General features: G+C 65.5%; 23 protein-coding genes. 19 read left to right on the top strand and 4 right to left on the bottom strand.

Annotated elements, in window-relative coordinates; all coding sequences use genetic code 11:
• Positions 1 to 36: 36 nt before the first annotated feature.
• Entirely contained in the window at positions 37 to 927 is an 891-nt protein-coding gene (locus ACESY8_RS11405; protein WP_009261411.1) for a LysR family transcriptional regulator, read from the bottom strand.
• Positions 928 to 1,067: 140 nt separating this feature from the next.
• On the opposite strand from ACESY8_RS11405, the gene ACESY8_RS11400 reads away from it, so the two are divergent.
• Positions 1,068 to 1,514: a cupin domain-containing protein gene (locus ACESY8_RS11400; protein ID WP_226916675.1), complete on the top strand. Its 447-nt coding sequence runs from the start codon at positions 1,068 to 1,070 to the stop codon at positions 1,512 to 1,514.
• 10 nt (positions 1,515 to 1,524) lie between these two features.
• Positions 1,525 to 1,848, top strand: coding sequence for a carboxymuconolactone decarboxylase family protein (locus ACESY8_RS11395; protein WP_007491511.1), 324 nt, complete (start codon positions 1,525 to 1,527; stop codon positions 1,846 to 1,848).
• Between the two features lie 149 nt (positions 1,849 to 1,997).
• On the opposite strand, the gene ACESY8_RS11390 is transcribed toward ACESY8_RS11395, so the two are convergent.
• Both ACESY8_RS11390 and ACESY8_RS11385 read right to left on the bottom strand, forming a co-directional pair.
• On the bottom strand, positions 1,998 to 2,816 hold the full coding sequence (locus tag ACESY8_RS11390) for a MerR family transcriptional regulator (RefSeq protein WP_054338363.1): 819 nt from the start codon (positions 2,814 to 2,816) through the stop codon (positions 1,998 to 2,000).
• 67 nt (positions 2,817 to 2,883) lie between these two features.
• A complete protein-coding gene (locus ACESY8_RS11385; protein WP_007491488.1) occupies positions 2,884 to 3,054 on the bottom strand; it encodes a hypothetical protein in 171 nt (56 codons plus the stop codon).
• A gap of 149 nt (positions 3,055 to 3,203) precedes the next feature.
• Between ACESY8_RS11385 and ACESY8_RS11380 the strand changes: the two genes are divergently transcribed.
• The 5 genes from ACESY8_RS11380 (at position 3,204) to ACESY8_RS11360 (ending at position 6,703) form a co-directional block, all read left to right on the top strand.
• Positions 3,204 to 3,866 carry a Crp/Fnr family transcriptional regulator gene (locus ACESY8_RS11380; protein WP_054338364.1) on the top strand — a complete coding sequence of 221 codons (663 nt, stop codon included), beginning with the start codon at positions 3,204 to 3,206 and terminating at the stop codon, positions 3,864 to 3,866.
• Positions 3,867 to 3,880: 14 nt separating this feature from the next.
• Positions 3,881 to 5,365 carry a glycerol kinase GlpK gene (gene glpK / locus ACESY8_RS11375; RefSeq protein WP_054338365.1) on the top strand — a complete coding sequence of 495 codons (1,485 nt, stop codon included), beginning with the start codon at positions 3,881 to 3,883 and terminating at the stop codon, positions 5,363 to 5,365.
• Positions 5,366 to 5,463: 98 nt separating this feature from the next.
• Positions 5,464 to 5,901, top strand: coding sequence for a hypothetical protein (locus ACESY8_RS11370; protein WP_007491496.1), 438 nt, complete (start codon positions 5,464 to 5,466; stop codon positions 5,899 to 5,901).
• 208 nt (positions 5,902 to 6,109) lie between these two features.
• Entirely contained in the window at positions 6,110 to 6,322 is a 213-nt protein-coding gene (locus ACESY8_RS11365) for a cold-shock protein (RefSeq protein ID WP_009259878.1), read from the top strand.
• Between the two features lie 138 nt (positions 6,323 to 6,460).
• Positions 6,461 to 6,703: a hypothetical protein gene (locus ACESY8_RS11360; RefSeq protein WP_044939558.1), complete on the top strand. Its 243-nt coding sequence runs from the start codon at positions 6,461 to 6,463 to the stop codon at positions 6,701 to 6,703.
• Positions 6,704 to 6,810: 107 nt separating this feature from the next.
• Here ACESY8_RS11360 and ACESY8_RS11355 read toward each other — a convergent pair whose 3' ends face one another.
• Complete coding sequence (locus tag ACESY8_RS11355) at positions 6,811 to 7,611, bottom strand: M55 family metallopeptidase (protein ID WP_007488075.1); 801 nt, start codon at positions 7,609 to 7,611, stop codon at positions 6,811 to 6,813.
• A gap of 238 nt (positions 7,612 to 7,849) precedes the next feature.
• Here ACESY8_RS11355 and acpP point away from each other — a divergent pair, with 238 nt between their 5' ends.
• From acpP to ACESY8_RS11295, 12 genes are all read left to right on the top strand, one after another.
• Complete coding sequence (gene acpP / locus ACESY8_RS11350; protein WP_009259875.1) at positions 7,850 to 8,080, top strand: acyl carrier protein; 231 nt, start codon at positions 7,850 to 7,852, stop codon at positions 8,078 to 8,080.
• A gap of 54 nt (positions 8,081 to 8,134) precedes the next feature.
• A complete protein-coding gene (gene accB / locus ACESY8_RS11345; protein WP_009259874.1) occupies positions 8,135 to 8,563 on the top strand; it encodes an acetyl-CoA carboxylase biotin carboxyl carrier protein in 429 nt (142 codons plus the stop codon).
• A 4-nt stretch (positions 8,564 to 8,567) separates the two neighbouring features.
• Positions 8,568 to 9,947 (top strand): acetyl-CoA carboxylase biotin carboxylase subunit, encoded by a 1,380-nt coding sequence (gene accC / locus ACESY8_RS11340; RefSeq protein ID WP_498794744.1) that lies wholly within the window; start codon positions 8,568 to 8,570, stop codon positions 9,945 to 9,947.
• Positions 9,944 to 10,810, top strand: a complete 867-nt coding sequence (gene accD, locus ACESY8_RS11335) for an acetyl-CoA carboxylase, carboxyltransferase subunit beta (RefSeq protein WP_055180442.1) — start codon at positions 9,944 to 9,946, stop codon at positions 10,808 to 10,810. Before accC ends, accD begins: the two co-directional genes overlap by 4 nt.
• Complete coding sequence (locus tag ACESY8_RS11330; protein WP_035298655.1) at positions 10,800 to 11,621, top strand: acetyl-CoA carboxylase carboxyltransferase subunit alpha; 822 nt, start codon at positions 10,800 to 10,802, stop codon at positions 11,619 to 11,621. The genes accD and ACESY8_RS11330 overlap by 11 nt, the downstream gene beginning before the upstream one ends.
• Positions 11,618 to 12,568: a beta-ketoacyl-ACP synthase III gene (locus ACESY8_RS11325; RefSeq protein ID WP_054338367.1), complete on the top strand. Its 951-nt coding sequence runs from the start codon at positions 11,618 to 11,620 to the stop codon at positions 12,566 to 12,568. The genes ACESY8_RS11330 and ACESY8_RS11325 overlap by 4 nt, the downstream gene beginning before the upstream one ends.
• Before the next feature lie 217 nt (positions 12,569 to 12,785).
• Positions 12,786 to 13,712 carry a DUF561 domain-containing protein gene (locus tag ACESY8_RS11320; RefSeq protein WP_044939552.1) on the top strand — a complete coding sequence of 309 codons (927 nt, stop codon included), beginning with the start codon at positions 12,786 to 12,788 and terminating at the stop codon, positions 13,710 to 13,712.
• Positions 13,709 to 14,635: an ACP S-malonyltransferase gene (locus ACESY8_RS11315; protein WP_054338368.1), complete on the top strand. Its 927-nt coding sequence runs from the start codon at positions 13,709 to 13,711 to the stop codon at positions 14,633 to 14,635. The genes ACESY8_RS11320 and ACESY8_RS11315 overlap by 4 nt, the downstream gene beginning before the upstream one ends.
• 4 nt (positions 14,636 to 14,639) lie before the next feature.
• Complete coding sequence (gene fabG / locus ACESY8_RS11310) at positions 14,640 to 15,383, top strand: 3-oxoacyl-[acyl-carrier-protein] reductase (RefSeq protein ID WP_138308394.1); 744 nt, start codon at positions 14,640 to 14,642, stop codon at positions 15,381 to 15,383.
• Between the two features lie 14 nt (positions 15,384 to 15,397).
• Positions 15,398 to 16,639 carry a beta-ketoacyl-ACP synthase II gene (fabF, locus tag ACESY8_RS11305; protein ID WP_054338369.1) on the top strand — a complete coding sequence of 414 codons (1,242 nt, stop codon included), beginning with the start codon at positions 15,398 to 15,400 and terminating at the stop codon, positions 16,637 to 16,639.
• 3 nt (positions 16,640 to 16,642) lie between these two features.
• Positions 16,643 to 17,080, top strand: coding sequence for a 3-hydroxyacyl-ACP dehydratase FabZ (gene fabZ, locus ACESY8_RS11300; protein ID WP_007488094.1), 438 nt, complete (start codon positions 16,643 to 16,645; stop codon positions 17,078 to 17,080).
• A gap of 60 nt (positions 17,081 to 17,140) precedes the next feature.
• Complete coding sequence (locus ACESY8_RS11295) at positions 17,141 to 17,596, top strand: MarR family winged helix-turn-helix transcriptional regulator (protein WP_009259866.1); 456 nt, start codon at positions 17,141 to 17,143, stop codon at positions 17,594 to 17,596.
• The last annotated feature ends 41 nt before the right edge of the window (positions 17,597 to 17,637 follow it).

The raw sequence follows: 17,637 nt of genomic DNA, 5'->3' as shown, positions 1-17,637 counted from the left end.
CGCGTCCACCGGAAATCCGGCGGGCGCGCTGTCTTCTTATGCGGGGCCGTCCCCCCGGACCAGGGCCACAAACCGGGCCACATCTGCGCCGGGCCGGAGCTGATAGAGCAGGCCGTACGGGATGGTGAAGTTCCAATCCACCGGAAGGGTCACCAGGGACGGGTGCACCTCCGTCCAGCAGTCCAGACTCATCAGCAGGTGGCCGGTCTGGACGCTGCGGTTGAACACCTCCATGTCATAAAACTGCGGGGTGTCCTCAATATGGATCTGCGGATGGGCCTCCACTGCGGCCCGCACCCGGTCTACTGAAGGGGAGTCCCCCTGCTTCACCATCATCAGGGTCTCCCCATGCAGCTCTGCCAGGGTGAGCCCCTTCCGCCCCGCCAGGGGGTGTCCCCGGGGGACGGCGATGCAGTGGCGATACTCCCCCAGAGGGAGAAAATTGCAGCGGTCCAGCCACTGACGGGAGTCGCAGGCACCGATAAGGAAGTCAAATTTCTCTCCCAGGGCGCCGATCTCTCCCAAAATCCCCTGGTGGTCGTCCTCATAGGGGACGAGGTGGAGCTGGTAGCCGGGGAAGTGCCCGCAGAAGCGGTACCACAGGTCCATAAAGGGCCGGCAGGGATTGAGGATGGAGGTTCCCACACAAAAGGCAGACCGGGCCGCCTGGGCGGCCGCCCGCGCCTCCCGCAGCGCCCGGTCCGAGTCGGCGAACATCTGTCTGGCGTAGCGGTAAATGACCTCTCCCGCCGGGGTCAGGACGGTCCCCCGCCTTGTGCGCTCCAGCAGCTTCAGCTCCAGGTGCCGCTCCAGGGCGTTGAGCTGCTTCATCACCGCCGTGGACGAGAGGTAGAGCTTTTCCGCCGCCTGGCTGAAGCTGCCGCAGTCGGCCACGCAGACAAAGGTGGCCAATTGGGGGTTGAACATGGCCGCTCCTCCCTTCCGTTCAAACTTTTGGTTGATACCATGGTACAAAATCGGCGCTTCCCTGTCAAGCCAGCCCGGCTTAAAATAGGAGCAAACAACCGCAGGTGGAATATCCGCCTGGCCGGAGAGGAGATTGCACCATGACACTGGAAGAGCTCAACCGCACCAGCCCCTTCCACGCAGGGGCGGAGAACACCGCCTTTGCCCCTTACTTTGACGGCACCAGTTATCTGAATATGCTCTCCACCGAGCAGGTACCCGTAGGCTGCGTCACGTTCGCGCCGGGCTGCCGCAACCACTGGCACATCCACCGCGCCGCCCGCGGCGGCGGGCAAATTCTGCTTGTTACCGCTGGACGGGGGTGGTATCAGGAGTGGGGCGAAGCTCCCCGGGCGCTCCGTCCCGGCGACGTGGTGAATATCCCGCCCAATGTCAAGCACTGGCACGGGGCGGCAGTGGACAGCGCCTTTCAGCACCTGGCCGTCGAGGTCCCTGGGGAGGGTTCCCAAAACGAGTGGTGTGAGCCGGTGGACGCGGCGGCCTATCGGGCTCTGGAGGCACTGACCGGCGGGACAGATAATCAGTAGGAGGTCTTTTATGGAACAAAAGATAACGGCGGGCCGGGACGAGCTAGAGGGCTTTGCCCCCAAATTCGCCCAACTCAATGACGACGTGCTCTTCGGCGAGGTGTGGGCACGGGAGGAGGCTCTCTCCGCCCGCGACCGCAGCATCGTCACCGTCACGGCCCTGATGGCCGGCGGCATTCTGGACAGTTCTCTGAAATTTCACATTGCCAACGCCAAACGCCACGGCGTCACCGCCGGAGAGATGGCGGAAATACTCACCCACGCCGCCTTTTACGCGGGATGGCCCAAGGCCTGGGCCGCCCTGCGTATGGCGAAGGAGGTCTACGAGGGCTGACAGCGGGAGGCCCAGGCATAAGCCTGGGCCTCTTACCGCGGCATGGTCATGAGATGACAGCGCATGGGCCGGGACCGCCCACATGCGCAATCACTTCATGCGCCTGAGCCTTTGCATCGTTTCATGGCAGATCCTGTGCGCATGAAGTGTTACGCCCGCTTTTTCACCGGGTAGCACACTTCGGTGACGTACTCCTCCGGGTCGTCGGTTTCGCTGGGATTGACGTGGTAAATATTGAAGGCCGGGCCGTCAAAGGCATAGCCGTTGTCCCGCACCCAAGCGGCCACGGCGGCGTTGGCCGCGCGGATCTTGTCGTAGGGCCCCCGGAAGGTGGCCGAGGCAAACGTCACGGCGGGCAGGGTGCGGAAGCGGACGTGCTCCGTGTCGGGGTAGTCTCCCCGGACCGTCTTCTGCGCCTCCGCATCCACCTCCCGCTCCCGGTACTCCCCGTCGTAATAGGTGACGGAGCAGAGACAGGGCTCCTCCAGCCGGAGGCTCAAGGGCGCGGTCTCCCGGGCCATCACCTGCCAGAGCTGGTGCTCGGCCTCATAGCTGGGGAGGGTCATGCGGACGCAGGCCGCCCGCCGCTGGGGCAGATTTTTCAGAGTAACGCTGTATTCCATGGTGCTTTCATCCTTTCTCAACTGTGCACGGGCCGTTTCCAGGAGGCGCAGCCGCTGCCTCGTCTCCGCCAGGAGGGCCTCCAGCACCCGCTGCTGCTCCGCCAGGCGGCGGTCCAGCTCCTCCCGTCCGCCGTCCTCCAGCAGCGCCCCGATGGCGGACAGGCCGAAGCCCATGTCCCGCAGGGCGGCGATGCGCCCCGCCGTGGTGAGCTGCTCCTCGCGGTAGTAGCGGTAGCCGGTGAACGGGTCGGTGTGGACGGGCTGGAGCAGCCCCAGCTCGTCGTAGCGGCGCAGCATGCGGATGCTGAGCCTGGACAACTTGGAAAAGGTACCGATTTTCAACATGGCCGATTCCTCACATATATGTGATCTTCCTGAGCTCAGGATTATCCTACTGCCTGCCTTATCCATGTCAGTACAGGGCCAGGGCGATACCGGCTGCCACCAGCACCGCACCGCCGATTTTGGTTCCAATCCGGGAGCGCATCCGCCGGAACACCTTCTGGAGCTGCTCCAGAGGCACCGCGAGAAAGACCACGCCAAGGGCAATCAGAAGCACGCCAACGGCCAACATACCTGTCATACCTTCACCGCCGTTTCTGTCAAATCTGTCCCTATCTTACCAGCTTCCACCCCATTTTGCAAGACGGCGGCGGCTTTCTCTTGCCTTCATCCGTTTTTTCTGCTACCATAAGGCAAACGGGTTGCTTTTGCAACAGAGGGGAGGGCGCCATGGAGGCCTATCTGGGGGCCCTGCGGAGGGTCGCCCTGTTCCACGGCATGGGGGACAGGGAGCTGCTGTCCATGCTGGACTGTCTGGGAGCGCGGCTGCGGCAGTACTCCAAGGGGGATGTGATCTTTCATGCCGGCGACCCCGCCACCCACCTGGGGGCGGTGCTCACTGGCCAGGTGCAGGTGAGCCGGACCAAGGCCGACGGCCAGCGAGTGGTCATGGGGGAGATCCGCCCCGGCGGCCTCTTTGCCGAGTCCTTCGCCTGCGCCCGGGCGGAGAGCCTGCCGGTGACCGTCACGGCGGCCGCCGACGCGGCGGTGCTGCTCATCGACTGCGGCCGCATCTCCGCCCCCTGCTCCGCCGCCTGTACCTTCCACACCCGGCTCATCTCCAACCTGCTCCAGGTGCTGGCGGAGAAAAACCTCTCTCTGGCGGTCAAGCTGGGGCACCTGTCCGGCCGCACCATCCGAGAGCGGCTGCTCTCCTATCTGGAGGAGCAGGCCGCCCGGACAGGCCGCGCCACCGTCACTGTCCCCTTTGACCGGCAGGCCCTGGCGGACTATCTCTGCGTGGACCGCAGCGCACTGTCCCGCACCATCGGCGCCCTCCAGCGGGAGGGCGTGCTCACCGTCCGGCGGGACCGCTTCACCCTCAATTTCTAAAAGGAGGCTTCGCTATGGGCACCTATCTTCTCTCTCTGGATCAGGGCACCACCAGCTCCCGCGCCATCCTCTTTGACCGGGAGCAGAACATTCTCGGCGTGGCGCAAAAGGAGTTCACCCAGTTCTACCCCCGGGAGGGGTGGGTGGAGCATGACCCCATGGAGATCTGGTCCTCCCAGTACGGGGTAATGATGGAGGTCATCGCCCAGTCGGGGGTAAACCCGGCGGAGATCGCCGCCATCGGCATCACCAACCAGCGTGAGACCACCATTTTGTGGGACCGGGCCACCGGGCGGCCCATCTACAACGCCATCGTCTGGCAGTGCCGCCGCACGGCGGAGCTGGTGGACCGGCTGCGGGCCGACGGCCTGGAGGAGCACATCCGCGCCGCCACTGGCCTGGTTCCCGACGCGTACTTCTCCGCCACCAAGATCAAGTGGGTGCTCGACCATGTGGAGGGGGCCCGGGAAAAGGCCCGCCGGGGGGAGATTCTGTTCGGCACGGTGGACGCCTGGCTGCTGTGGAAGCTCACTGGCAGGGCCGTCCACGCCACCGACGTCACCAACGCCTCCCGCACCATGCTCTTTGACATCCATGCCCTGGACTGGGACGACACCCTCCTCTCCGCCCTGGACATTCCCAGGGCCATGCTGCCCCAGGTGCGCCCCTCCAGCGAGGTCTACGGCTACACCGACATACAGGGCGTGCGCATCCCCATCGCCGGCATGGCCGGCGACCAGCAGGCCGCCCTGTTCGGCCAGGGCTGCTTCTCCCCCGGCGACGCCAAGAACACCTACGGCACCGGCTGCTTCCTGCTGATGAACACCGGGGACAAGCCATGCGCCAGCCGCAACGGCCTGCTCACCACCGTGGCGGTCGGGCTGGACGGAGGGGTGCAGTACGCCCTGGAGGGCTCCGTCTTCGTGGGCGGGGCGGTGATCCAGTGGCTGCGGGACGAGCTGCGCTTCTTCCCCGAGAGCCGGGACGCGGAGTACTACGCCCAGAAGGTGCCCGACAACGGGGGCGTCTATCTGGTACCCGCCTTTACCGGTCTGGGGGCCCCCTATTGGGACATGTACGCCCGGGGCATTCTGGTGGGCCTCACCCGGGGCACCCGGCGGGAGCACATCACCCGGGCGGCCCAGGAGTCCATCGCCTACCAGGTGGCCGACCTGGTTCACGCCATGGAGGCGGATACCGGCCTGCCATTGGGCCAGCTCAAGGCCGACGGCGGGGCCAGCCGGGACGCCTTCCTCATGCAGTTCCAGGCGGACATCCTGGATCGGGAGGTCCGCCGTCCCGCCATCCGGGAGACCACTGCCCTGGGGGCGGCCTATCTGGCCGGTCTGGCCGCCGGGGTGTGGAGCGGTACCGGCGAGCTGCGCCGCCTGTGGCGGTGCGACACCGCCTTCTCCCCCGCCATGCCGCCGGAGCAGCGGGAGCGCCTGCTGGAGCAGTGGCACCGGGCGGTGGGCCGCAGCCGGGACTGGGCCCGGTAGAAAATCGACACATCTTCCTTTTTTTCCCTTTCTTTACCCGCTTGTCATATGGGCAGCGGTGGGGTAAAATAGAGGGGACAAGACAGGAGGCCCTGATTATGCAGAACATTGATCCCTATTCCTACCAGTGCGGCGTGATTGACTGCTTCAACGAGATGGTGCGCTCCGGGGTGAAGGCACTGGCCCTCAGCCATCCCATGGACAGCGCCGCAGAGCGGGACGCCCTGATCCCCTTTGCCCGCTCCTGCTGCCACCAGTACGGCAACCAGCTCTACATAGAGGACACCCCGCTGCTCACCGACCTCTTTCCCCTCTCGCTGAATCAGGGCAAGTTCAACATCCTGTTCTACCGGGCTGGCCACATTCTCGACCAGTACCTGCGCCTGAAGGAGCGCAAGGCCAATCTGGTGGCCGAGCGGGCCTACTTCGGCGGCAACCGCAGCCAGCTCGCCTGGGAATACGGCCGGCTGCTGTCCTACCCGGACGAGGCCATCCGGCGGCTCATTTCCGACAATCCGGAAAAGGAGCGTCTCTGAATCCCTCCGGGGGCGGCGCCTGCCCCCCCCCCCTTCCGCTTCTTTCCTCTTGACGTGGCCTGGATTTCGTGTTATATTTGTATAGTAGTCTAAATGCACGGCCTGAACTCACATGTTTGTAGTCATCGTCGGATCTTCAGACGAGCGGCAAATGTGTGGGTTTTTTTCTATGTCATTTAGCTCCAAATTTTTTTCAGGAGGTACCATTATGTATCACGGTACTGTCAAGTGGTTCAACGAGACCAAGGGCTTCGGCTTCATCTCCAACGACGAGGGCGGCGACGATGTGTTCGTGCACTTCTCCGCCATCGTGTGCGACGGCTTCAAGACCCTTCAGGAGGGCCAGAAGGTCACCTATGATGTGGAGCCCGATCCCAAGAATGCCGACAAGCTGCGTGCGGTCAACGTGGTCGCCGCCTAACATACGGATGGAACGGCGCCTCCGGCCCCTGCGGGCCGGGGGCGCTTGTTTGTCCAGGCACCCCCGGCGGACCTGCGGCGTATACTGTCGATGTGGGGGGCGAAGGCCCGCCGCAAATTTGAATGGGGGTACCTTACTATGTGTTGTTGTCACGGTCAGAACCGCAATTGCTGCTGTTGCTGCTGCGGGAACGGTTCCAATACCGGGAACGGCGGGATCACCACCCTGCCCTCCTTCCCCGAGCTGCCCGTCTTTCCCGGCGGCGGCACGGCTGCCAACACCCGTTGGCCCGTGTATGTCTCCTTCCCCGCGTTCCTTTGGGATACTGCGGGCGGGGAGGACGAGGACTCCTCCTGCGGCTGCGGCTGCTGCCGCGGCTGACTGCCCTGCCGCCCCGGCCGGGGCGGCTACTTAAAACAACACCCCCCATTCACGCAAAGGGCCGCCCGGTTATACCGGGCGGCCCTTTGCTTTACGCGGCGCATTGCTCAGATGGCGAACAGAAGGAAACGGTTTGCCTCGTACCAGTCGCCGGTCTCATAGGCCAAGGTCATCGCGTCCACCCGCTCCGCGCCGGGGTAGAAGCCCTTGGTATAGGCATCCCGGTGACTCTTATAGGTCAGCTCTACCCGGAAATGCTCCGGCAGGGTGATACGGGCGGCGGACAAGTCCTGCTTCACTGCCCGCTCTGCCCCCTCCCGGATCCGTCTGTGGGCCAAAACTGGGCTGAGGCCCTGGGAACGTCCCCCCACGTCGTCCTTTACCGGCACGGTAACCAGGGAGGGGTGCAGCTCCGCCCCCACCTCGCACAGGGTCTTGTCTCCCGTGAGGAGCACGCTTGGAACCCCATACCAAGCGGCCATCCAACTGTAGATCAGGAACTCCGAGGCGGGCTGCCCGTTGACGGTGATGCGGTGAACCACGCCGCCGTTGATGGTGTGGCTCAGGGCGTTGCCTCCCTCCCCCGCCGCATTGTGATAGCCCACGAAAAAGGCGGCATCGAAGCTGCTGTCCAGCCCTTCCACCATCATCTCCGGTGAGCCGCTCCAGCTTCGGATGAGCTGGACATACTCCGGCAATTCCTCCGGCAGAATATTGAGCCCCGGCCCGTGGGCGTCCTTCACCACCACCAGCTCGGCTCCGGCGGCCCGGGCCCCCTCGGCGGCGGCCACCACCTCCGCCGTCATCTCCTTCCGGCTGCGCTCATACTCAAATTCCCCCGGCCGACAGCCCTCCCGTGTGGCGGTAACAGCGGTTCCCTCAATATCCGCGCTAATAAATACTTTCACGATATGATTCCTCCTTTTCCGCTATCGTACTGCAATTTGCCCGCCTCCGCAAGGGGACCCTACAACTTTTTTCTCGGGCAAAACACCTTGCCGCTCAAGGGCTCACCCCAATTGAACCCATTATTTTACAAACTTTTTTCTTGACAAATGCGAATGACCTGCTAAAATATGCTTAAATTATTTTATTTAAAAAATTTTAAGTAAAATGATTGAAGTAATTTTGCAAGGAGAATCTGTCATGGATTTTGAGAAGGTTAAAGAGATTATTGTGGAAACCCTGAGCTGCGACGCCGACAAGGTGACCCCCGATGCCCGCCTGGCGGAGGATCTGGAGGCCGATTCCCTGGCCGCCGTGGAGCTGTCCATGGCTCTGGAGGAGGAGTTCGGTGTGACCATTGCCGACGAGGAGCTGCCCAACATGAAGACTGTGGGCGACCTGGTGAAGTACCTGGAGGATCACGCTGAGTAATAAGGAACCTGGGCACCGGTGCAGGCCGGTGCCTTTTTTCCGAAAGGAGCCGTTATGACCAATCAAGAGATTTTTGAGCTGATGGCCCGCTTTGACGCCAGCACCGCCACCACCCTGAAGCTCTCCACCAAGGACTTCTCCCTGGAGCTGGGCAAGGGCGGCCCGGCCGCTCCCATTCCTGCCGCCGCCCCGGTGCCCGCCCCCGCGGCCGCTGTGTCGCCGGCGGCTGCTCCAGCGCCTGCGGACAAGTGCATCACCGCCCCCCTGGTGGGCACCTTCTACGCCGCCTCCGCCCCCGATGCTGCTCCCTTTGTGCAGGTGGGCGACCATGTGAAAAAGGGTCAGACCGTGTGTCTGATGGAGGCTATGAAGATGATGAACGAGGTGCAGGCCCCCTGCGACTGCGTCATCGAGGAGATCCTTCAGGAGGACGGGGCCCTGGTGTCCTTCGGGGAGCCGCTGCTCCGCTACCGGGAAGGGTGAGCCCATGTTCAAGCGCATTTTAATTGCCAACCGGGGCGAGATCGCCGTCCGGGTATTCCGGGCCTGCCGGGAGCTGGAGATCGAGCCCGTGGTGGTCTACTCCCAGGCGGACAGGGAGGCTCTCCATGTCCAGTTGGCGGAGCAGGCCTACTGCATCGGCCCCGCCCGCTCGGCAGACAGCTATTTAAACGTCAATGCCATCCTCACCGTGGCCCAGGCCGCCGGGTGCGACGCCATCCACCCCGGCTACGGCTTTCTCAGTGAGAACGCCGACTTTGCCGACGCCTGCGAGGCCGCCGGCATCACCTTCATCGGCCCCTCCGGCGACGTAATCCGCGCCATGGGCAACAAGGCCGCCGCCCGGAAGCTGATGCAGAGCGCCGGGGTGCCGGTGGTGCCCGGCTCCGACGGGGCGGTAGACACCGCCGAGCAGGCCAAGGCCCTGGCCGACTCCATTGGATACCCGGTGCTCATCAAGGCCTCCGCCGGCGGTGGAGGCCGGGGGATGCGCCGGGTGTATGAGCCGGAACAGCTCATCCCCCTGTTTGAAGAGGCCCGCAGCGAGTCGCTGGCCTGCTTCGGCAGCGGGGAGATGTACCTGGAGAAGCTGATCGTCAACCCCCGCCACATCGAGTTCCAGATCATGGCCGACGGGCAGGGGCACGTGATCCAGTTGGGCGACCGGGACTGCTCCATCCAGCGGCGCAACCAGAAGCTGCTGGAGGAGTCCCCCTCCAAGGCCCTGACCCCGGAGCTGCGGGAGCGGATGGGCGCGGCGGCCGCGGCCCCCAGGGCCGCGGGCTACGTCAACGCCGGCACCATCGAGTTCGTGCTGGCCCCCGACGGCCAGTTCTACTTCATCGAGATGAACACCCGCATCCAGGTGGAGCACCCAGTCACCGAGCTGGTCACCGGCCTGGACCTGGTGCGGGAGCAAATCCGCGTTTCCGCCGGGCTCCCCCTCTCGGTTACCCAGGAGGAGGTCCTGTTCCGCGGCCACGCCATCGAGTGCCGCATCAACGCCGAGGACCCGGCCAAGGGGTTCCAGCCCTGTCCCGGCCGCATCGACTTCCTCCACCTGCCCGGTGGCTACGGCGTGCGGGTGGACACCGGCCTCTATACCGGCTACGAGCTGCCCCCCTACTACGACTCCCTGATGGCCAAGCTGATCGTCTATGCCCCCACCCGGCTGGAGGCCATCCGCCGGATGCGCCGGGCCCTGGAGGAGCTGGTCATTGAGGGACCGGCTACCAACACCGACCTGCTCCACCAGATCCTCCACCACCCCGACTTCGTCCGGGGCAACTACTCCACCGGCTTTCTAGAGGCCCATATGGACACCCTTCTGGCCTGGAGCGGCAGCGGGGAGGTGCGTGAGGTATGAGCAGCGTCTTTGCACAGCGCCGCCAGAAGCTCCTCTCCCTCAAGGCCCTGCGGGGCTCCTCCCCCGCTCCGGCCCACACCGAGGAGGCCTGCCCCGCCTGCGGCAAGGCGGTGCCCCGCCGGGAGCTGGTAGGCCACCGCTATGTCTGCCCCCTGTGCGGGCACCACTACCCCGTGGGGGCCTATTACCGCCTGAGCCTCATTCTGGACAAGGGTACCTTCCGGGAGCTGGACGCCCCCCTGGCCTCCAACAACCCGCTGGACTTCCCCGGCTATGAGGCCAAGCTGGACGGCGCCCGCCGCCGCACCGGCATGAACGAGGGCGTGGTCACCGCCGCCGGCCGCATAGGCGGCCAGCGGGTGGCCGTGGGCGCCCTGGACAGCCGCTTTTTCATGGGCAGCATGTCCGCCGCCGTCGGGGAGAAGGTCACCCGGCTGGTGGAGTACGCCGACAAGTACAAGCTCCCCCTCATCCTTTTCTCCGCCAGCGGCGGGGCCCGGATGCAGGAGGGTATCCTCTCCCTGATGCAGATGGCCAAGACCTCTGCCGCCCTGGAGCGGTTCTCCCAGAAGGGCGGCCTCTACATCTCGGTGCTCACCCACCCCACCACCGGCGGCGTCACCGCCAGCTTTGCCAGCCTGGGGGACATCATGCTGGCCGAGCCCGGCGCCCTGATCGGCTTCGCCGGCCCGCGGGTGATTGAGCAGACCATCGGCGAAAAGCTCCCCGAGGGCTTCCAGAGCGCCGAATATCTGCTGGAGCACGGCTTCCTGGATGCCATCGTTCCAAGGGACGCGCTGCGCGCCACCCTGCTCCATCTGCTGAAGCTCCATGGAAAGGGGGGCGACGCGCATGGCAAGTAAGCTGACCCCCGCCCAGCGGGTGGCCCTGGCCCGCCACCCGGAGCGCCCCGGCACGGCAGATTTCATCAAGCACCTGTTTACCGATTTCTTTGAGCAGCGGGGCGACCGCCTGTGCGCCGAGAACGGCAGCATCCTGGGCGGCGTTGCCCTGTTCCACGGCAAGCCGGTGACCGTCATCGGCCACCGGAAGGGCCGCTCCCTGGAGGAGAACCTGTCCCTCCACTTCGGCATGCCCTCACCAGAGGGCTACCGCAAGGCCCAGCGGCTCATGCTTCAGGCGGAGAAGTTCCGCCGCCCCGTCATCACCTTTATCGACACCCCCGGCGCCTACCCCGGCCTGGAGGCCGAGGCCCGGGGCCAGGCGGAGGCCATCGCCCGCACCCTGGCCCTGTCCAGCCGTCTCACCGTGCCTGTAGTCTCCGTGGTCACCGGGGAAGGAGGCAGTGGCGGCGCCCTGGCCCTGGGCGTGGGCAACCGCGTGCTCATGCTGGAGAACGCGGTGTACTCCGTCCTCTCCCCGGAGGGCTTTGCCGCCATCCTGTGGAAGGACGCCTCCCGCAGCGACGAGGCCTGCGGCGTGATGAAGCTCACCGCCGCCGACCTGCTGGAGCTGGAGGTGGCCGACCGCATCATTCCTGAGCCCGAGGGAGGGGCTCACACCAACCCCGCCGCCCTGTTCCGGACTCTGGACACCGCCTTGGTCAAGGAGCTCAATGCCCTGGGCAAGCTCAGCGGTCCGGCTCTGGCCGCCGGGCGCTATAAAAAATTCCGCGCGATGGGCGCGAAGGCCCTGAGAAAGGAGCGTACATGAACGGGATTAAGTTAATCAGCACCGGCTCCGCCGTGCCCAAAAAGGTCGTGACCAACGATGATTTGGCCAAAATCGTGGATACCAACGACGAATGGATCTCCACCCGCACCGGCATCCGCTCCCGACGCTACTGCACCGACGGCGAGAGCCACACCTCCCTCTGTCTGGCCGCCGCCCGGCAGGCACTGGAGCGGGGCGGCGTCGCCCCCGGCGAAATCGGCATCTGCCTGGTGGCCACAGTCACCCCGGATTTTCTTTCCCCCGCCGCCGCCTGCCTGCTCCAAAAGGAGCTGGGCTTTCCGGAGGATACCATATGCTTTGATCTGAACGCCGCCTGCTCCGGCTTTGTGTACGCTCTGCACACCGCCGAGTGCCTGCTGGCCTCCACCCCCCGGAAGTACGGCCTGGTACTGGGGGCGGAAATCCTCAGCCGGGTCATGGACTTTGGCGACCGGAGCACCTGTGTGCTCTTCGGCGACGGTGCCGGGGCCGCCCTGGTGGAGTGGGGGGCAAACTACCCCTCCCTCCACGCCGTGCTGGGCTGCCGGGGCAACTCAGAGGTGCTCTACGTCCCCGGCGTCAACACTGCCGCGCCCCCCCATGTCCATATGGACGGCCAGTCGGTGTTCCGCTTCGCCGTGGAGGCTGTGCCCCGCTGTGCCCGGGAGGTGCTGGACCGGACCGGCCTTACCCCGGAGGACATCGACCTCTTCGTGTTCCACCAGGCCAACCAGCGCATCATCGACTTTGCCGTGAAGAAGCTGGGCATCGACCCGGCCAGGTGCCCCGGCAACATCGAGCGCACCGGCAACACCTCCGCCGCCAGCGTTCCCCTGCTGCTGGACGAGCTGGTGGGCGGCGGGGCCATCACCTCCGGCCAGAAAGCCCTGTGTGTGGGCTTCGGCGGCGGGCTGACCTGGGCCGGGGCTCTGCTGGAGCTGGCGTAGCTTCCAACAAGCGGCAGAGCCGCTTGTTGGAGAGAGATGCAGCCCCTGCGCGCAAGTTTTGTCCGGCTTCGCCGGATAACACTCACACTTGTGGGCTGAGAAGTGTTTTCGTCCACGCACATATCGCGTCCGAAAACGGATTTCATTTTATTTCCCCGCCTGCGGGCGGGGAAACTCTGCGAGGCTTTTTCGTGGAGGCGTTTCATAAGGAGTTTCTATGAAATTAAACGAGCTTTTGGGGATTGAGTTCCCCATCATCCAGGGCGGCATGGCCAACATCGCCACCGGAGCGTTCGCCGCCGCCGTGTCCAACGCGGGTGCCCTGGGCCTGGTTGCCTCCGGCGGGATGGACGCCGAGGCCCTGCGGGCCGAGATCCGCGCCGCCAAGGCGAACACCGGCAAGCCCTTCGGCGTCAACCTGATGCTGATGAACCCCCACATCGACGCTCTGGCCAAGGTGGTGGCAGAGGAGGGGGTGCAGGTGGTGACCACCGGCGCGGGCAACCCCGGCAAATACGTCCCCGCCTGGAAAGAGGCGGGTATCAAGGTGTTCCCCGTGGTGGCCGCCCCCATTCTGGCCAAGCGGCTGGAGCGCTATGGCATCGACGGCATCATCGCCGAGGGCTGCGAGAGCGGCGGCCACATCGGCGAGCTGACCACCATGGCCCTGGTGCCCCAGGTGGTGGACGCGGTGAGCGTCCCCGTCATCGCCGCCGGCGGCATCGCTGATGGCCGGCAGCTCACCGCCGCCTTTGCCCTTGGGGCCTGCGGCGTCCAGGTGGGCACCTGCCTGCTGGCCAGCGAGGAGTGTCCCATCCACGCCAATTACAAACAGGCCGTGCTCAAGGCCGGCGCCAACGACACCACCGTCACCGGCCGCTCCACCGGAGCGCCGGTGCGGGTACTCAAGAACAAGATGGCCCGGGAATATCTGCGCATGGAGAAGAAGGATGTCCCCCTGGAGGAGATGGAGCAGCTCACCCTGGGCTCCCTGCGGAAGGCCGTGTTCGACGGCGACGTGGACGGCGGCAGCTTCATGGCCGGCCAGGTGGCCGGTATGGTGCACGAGATCCGTCCCCTGCGGCAGATCTTTGAGGAGCTGATGGCCGGATATGCGGCCGTGCGAAAGGGGCTGAGCGAATGAGTCTGGCCTTTCTGTACGCCGGGCAGGGCAGCCAGCACCCCGGCATGGGGGCCGATCTCTACGAGGCCCATCCCGCCTTCCGCGCCGTGCTGGACACCGCCGGCGTGGACTTCGATCTGAAAACCACCATGTTCACCGCCCCCGACGGGGTGCTGAACCTGACCGAGTACACCCAGCCCTGTATGGTGGCCTTTGCCGCCGGCATGACCGCCCTGCTGGCGGAGCGGGGCATTGTCCCGGACTACGCCGCGGGCCTCTCCCTGGGCGAGTACTCTGCCCTCCAGTGCGCCGGGGTGTTCACCGCCTCCCGGGCCATTTCCCTGGCCGCCTTCCGCGGCAAGGCCATGGCCGCGGCCGCGGCGGGCCGCCCCTGCGGCATGACCGCCGTGCTGGGCCTGGACCGCGAGAAGCTCCAGGAGGCATGCCGGCAGGCCGCCGGCGCGGGGGTGGTGGAGATCGCCAACTACAACTGCCCCGGCCAGTTGGTCATCGGCGGCGAGCAGGCCGCCGTGGACCAGGCCGCCGCACTGGCCAAGGAGCTGGGCGCCAAGCGCTGCCTGCCCCTGAAGGTCAGCGGGCCCTTCCACACCTCCCTCCTCGCCCCCGCCGGTGATGCCCTGCGGGAGAAGTTCAAGGAGACCACCTTCGGCGCGATGCGCATCCCCGTGCTCTTCAACTGTCTGGGCCGGGAGATGGGGCCGGAGGACACCATCCCCGCCCTGCTGGAGAAGCAGGTGCAGACCTCCGTCTACATGGAGGACACCATCCGCCGCCTGGCCGAGCTGGGGGTGGACACCATCGTGGAGATCGGCCCGGGCAAGGCCCTCAGCGGCTTTGTCAAGAAGACCGCTCCCGCCATCAAGACCTACGCCGTGGAGACCTGCGCCGATTTGGACGCCCTCTCCGCCGCGCTGAAAGGATAACGCTATGAGCTTTACCGGAAGAACCGCCGTCGTCACCGGCGGCAGCCGCGGCATCGGCCGCGCCATCTGCCTGGAGCTGGCCCGCCGGGGGGCCAACGTGGCCTTCTCCTACGCGGGCAACACCGCCGCGGCAGAGGCGACCCGAAAGGAGCTGGAGGCCCTGGGCGTCCAGACCCGTGCCGTCCAGGGCAGTGTGGCCGATCCCGCCGCCGTAAAAACCCTCATCGACACCGCCGTGAAGGAGCTGGGCTCCCTGGACATTCTGGTCAACAACGCGGGCATCACCCGGGACAACCTGGCCATGATGCTCAAGGAGGAGGACTTCGACGCGGTCATCGAGACCAACCTCAAGGGGGCCTTCCTCACCATGAAGGCCGCCGCCCGGCCCATGATGAAGGCCCGCTACGGCCGCATCGTCAACCTCAGCTCCGTGGTGGCCCTGCGGGGCAACCCGGGCCAGATCAACTACTGCGCCAGCAAGGCGGGGCTCATCGGCATGACCAAGTCCCTGGCCAAGGAGCTGGGCGGCCGCGGCGTCACCGTCAACGCGGTGGCCCCCGGCTATATCGCCACTGATATGACCGCCGCCCTGCCCGACGCGGCCCGGGAGGCCATGCTGTCCGCCATCCCGGCGGGCCGCCCCGGCACCCCGGAGGACGTGGCCGCCGCTGTGGCCTTCCTGGCCTCCGAGGAGGCCGGATACATCACCGGCCAGGTGCTCCAGGTGGACGGCGGAATGGGCATGTGAGGAGGAACGCAATTATGGAAAAACGCAGAGTGCTGATTACCGGCCTTGGCACCGTCAACCCCCTGGGCCACAACGCCGCCGACACCTGGCAGGCTGTCCGGGACGGGGTGTGCGGCATTGGCCCCATCACCCGGTATGACTGCTCCGCCCAGAAGGTCCACCTGGCCGCCGAGGTCAAGGACTGGGACCCCACCACCGTGCTGGACAAGAAGGATGTGCGGCACATGAGCCGCTACACCCAATTGGCCGCCGCCGCCGCCAAGGAGGCCCTGGCCGACAGCGGCCTGGACCGGGAGAAGGAGGATCTCACCCGCTGCGGCGTCATCGTCTCCAGCGGCGTGGGCGGCATCGAGATGGCCGAGAGCGAGGAGCTGCGCTGCTCCCAGAAGGGCTTTGACCGGGCCTCCCCCTTCTATATCCCCACCACCATCGCCAACATGGGCGCCGGCTTCATTGCCATCATGGCGGGCTTTCAGGGCATGTGCACCTGCCCGGTAACCGCCTGTGCCGGCGGCTCCAACGCGGTGGGCGACGCCTTCCGCCACATCCGGGACGGCTACGCCGAGGTGATGCTCTGCGGCGGCGCCGAGGCCGCTATCACCCCTCTGTCCATCGGCGGCTTCACCTCCATGCGGGCCCTCCATGTGGGGGATGACCCCAGCCGGGCCTCCATCCCCTTTGACGCCGAGCGCAGCGGCTTCGTCATGGGCGAGGGTGCGGCCGTGCTGATGCTGGAGGAGTACGGGCACGCCATGGCCCGGGGCGCCAAGATCTATGCTGAGGTGGTGGGCTACGGCGCCACCTGCGACGCCTACCACATCACCGCCCCCGCCCCCAACGGGGAGGGCGGCGCCCGCGCCATGGCCCTGGCCCTGGCCGACGCCGGGGCGTCCCCCGATCAGGTGGGCTACATCAACGCCCACGGCACCTCCACCCCCCTCAACGACTCCGGGGAGACCGAGGCCATCAAGGCCGTGTTCGGCGCCCACGCCGCCAAGCTGGCCGTCAGCTCCACCAAGGCCATGACCGGCCACATGCTGGGGGCCGCCGGCGCGGTGGAGGCCATCTTCACCGCCCTGAGCCTGCGGGACGGCTTCCTGCCCGCCACCATCCACTACCAGGTGCCCGACCCGGCCTGCGATCTGGACTATATCCCCAACCAGGGCCGGGAGCAGCAGGTGGAGTATGCCCTGTCCAACTCTCTGGGCTTCGGCGGCCACAACGCCTGCGTGCTGTTCAAGAAGTGGGAGGGCTGAGCCATGATGCAGCTGAATTCCAACCAGATCGCTGAGATCATCCCTCACCGCTACCCCTTCGCCCTGGTGGACCGCATCGTGGACGGCGAGGTGGGCAAGTGGGCCAAGGGCATCAAATGCGTCACCGTCAACGAGCCCTTCTTCCAGGGCCACTTCCCCCAGTACCACGTGATGCCCGGCGTGCTCATCATTGAAGCCCTGGCCCAGGTGGGGGCCGTGACCATGCTGTCCATGCCGGAGAACAAGGGAAAGATCGGCCTGTTCGGCGGCATCAAAAACGCCCGCTTCCGCCGCCAGGTCACCCCCGGCGACGTACTGGAGCTGGAGTGCACCATTCTAAAGCAGAAGGGCCCGGTAGCTGTCGCTGAGGCCAAAGCCACCGTGGGCGGCCAACTGGCCGTTTCGGCAGAGCTTACCTTTGCCTTGGCCAAAGATTTGTGATTGCCCTTCCCTCCGCTTTTTGATAAAATGAAAAAAATATGACAATGCGGGGGCGCCGGCATGTTGGAACAGAAATTTGAAATCGTGTATACCAAATTCAAGCTTCATTTTTATCAGGAGATCTTCGAGCGCTTTCAAAACCGCGAGGCCAGCCTGACCACGGTAGAGACCTTCGCCATGGAGACCATCCAGGCCCTGGGCTGCCCAACCATCAACGAGTTCGCCTCCTTTATGCGCATCTCGCCGCCCAACGCGGCCTATAAGATCAACAGCCTGATCCGCAAGGGCTATGTGCAGAAGATCCAGTCCGCCCACGACAAGCGCGAGTACCACCTCCAGGTCACCCAGAAATACAAGGACTACTACAACATCAGCAACGACTACGTCCATGCCGTGACCGAGCGCATCCGGCAGCGTTTCTCCCCGGAGGAGTGCGCCAAGCTGGAAGAGATGCTCACTATTATCAACCAAGAACTGATGCCCGAGGTGGATCTCGGTCATTCTCAAACTCTGTAAACAGAAGAGGGGGGGGGGGGGGGGGGGGGGGGGGGGGGGGG

This window comes from Clostridium sp. ATCC BAA-442, assembly GCF_964239415.1.
In the GTDB taxonomy this organism is placed as follows: Bacteria; Bacillota; Clostridia; order Oscillospirales; family Oscillospiraceae; genus Flavonifractor; species Flavonifractor plautii.
Note: the sequence above shows the minus strand (reverse complement) of the source record. Positions and strands in the feature narration are given on the sequence as shown.

Bases quoted from the DNA above. Each gene is read 5' to 3' on its own strand.
- ACESY8_RS11405 (WP_009261411.1), bottom strand. From the start codon at position 927: ATGTTCAACCCCCAATTGGCCACCTTTGTCTGCGTGGCCGACTGCGGC.
- ACESY8_RS11400 (WP_226916675.1), top strand. From the start codon at position 1,068: ATGACACTGGAAGAGCTCAACCGCACCAGCCCCTTCCACGCAGGGGCG.
- ACESY8_RS11395 (WP_007491511.1), top strand. From the start codon at position 1,525: ATGGAACAAAAGATAACGGCGGGCCGGGACGAGCTAGAGGGCTTTGCC.
- ACESY8_RS11390 (WP_054338363.1), bottom strand. From the start codon at position 2,816: ATGTTGAAAATCGGTACCTTTTCCAAGTTGTCCAGGCTCAGCATCCGC.
- ACESY8_RS11385 (WP_007491488.1), bottom strand. From the start codon at position 3,054: ATGACAGGTATGTTGGCCGTTGGCGTGCTTCTGATTGCCCTTGGCGTG.
- ACESY8_RS11380 (WP_054338364.1), top strand. From the start codon at position 3,204: ATGGAGGCCTATCTGGGGGCCCTGCGGAGGGTCGCCCTGTTCCACGGC.
- glpK (WP_054338365.1), top strand. From the start codon at position 3,881: ATGGGCACCTATCTTCTCTCTCTGGATCAGGGCACCACCAGCTCCCGC.
- ACESY8_RS11370 (WP_007491496.1), top strand. From the start codon at position 5,464: ATGCAGAACATTGATCCCTATTCCTACCAGTGCGGCGTGATTGACTGC.
- ACESY8_RS11365 (WP_009259878.1), top strand. From the start codon at position 6,110: ATGTATCACGGTACTGTCAAGTGGTTCAACGAGACCAAGGGCTTCGGC.
- ACESY8_RS11360 (WP_044939558.1), top strand. From the start codon at position 6,461: ATGTGTTGTTGTCACGGTCAGAACCGCAATTGCTGCTGTTGCTGCTGC.
- acpP (WP_009259875.1), top strand. From the start codon at position 7,850: ATGGATTTTGAGAAGGTTAAAGAGATTATTGTGGAAACCCTGAGCTGC.
- accB (WP_009259874.1), top strand. From the start codon at position 8,135: ATGACCAATCAAGAGATTTTTGAGCTGATGGCCCGCTTTGACGCCAGC.
- accC (WP_498794744.1), top strand. From the start codon at position 8,568: ATGTTCAAGCGCATTTTAATTGCCAACCGGGGCGAGATCGCCGTCCGG.
- accD (WP_055180442.1), top strand. From the start codon at position 9,944: ATGAGCAGCGTCTTTGCACAGCGCCGCCAGAAGCTCCTCTCCCTCAAG.
- ACESY8_RS11330 (WP_035298655.1), top strand. From the start codon at position 10,800: ATGGCAAGTAAGCTGACCCCCGCCCAGCGGGTGGCCCTGGCCCGCCAC.
- ACESY8_RS11325 (WP_054338367.1), top strand. From the start codon at position 11,618: ATGAACGGGATTAAGTTAATCAGCACCGGCTCCGCCGTGCCCAAAAAG.
- ACESY8_RS11320 (WP_044939552.1), top strand. From the start codon at position 12,786: ATGAAATTAAACGAGCTTTTGGGGATTGAGTTCCCCATCATCCAGGGC.
- ACESY8_RS11315 (WP_054338368.1), top strand. From the start codon at position 13,709: ATGAGTCTGGCCTTTCTGTACGCCGGGCAGGGCAGCCAGCACCCCGGC.
- fabG (WP_138308394.1), top strand. From the start codon at position 14,640: ATGAGCTTTACCGGAAGAACCGCCGTCGTCACCGGCGGCAGCCGCGGC.
- fabF (WP_054338369.1), top strand. From the start codon at position 15,398: ATGGAAAAACGCAGAGTGCTGATTACCGGCCTTGGCACCGTCAACCCC.
- fabZ (WP_007488094.1), top strand. From the start codon at position 16,643: ATGATGCAGCTGAATTCCAACCAGATCGCTGAGATCATCCCTCACCGC.
- ACESY8_RS11295 (WP_009259866.1), top strand. From the start codon at position 17,141: ATGTTGGAACAGAAATTTGAAATCGTGTATACCAAATTCAAGCTTCAT.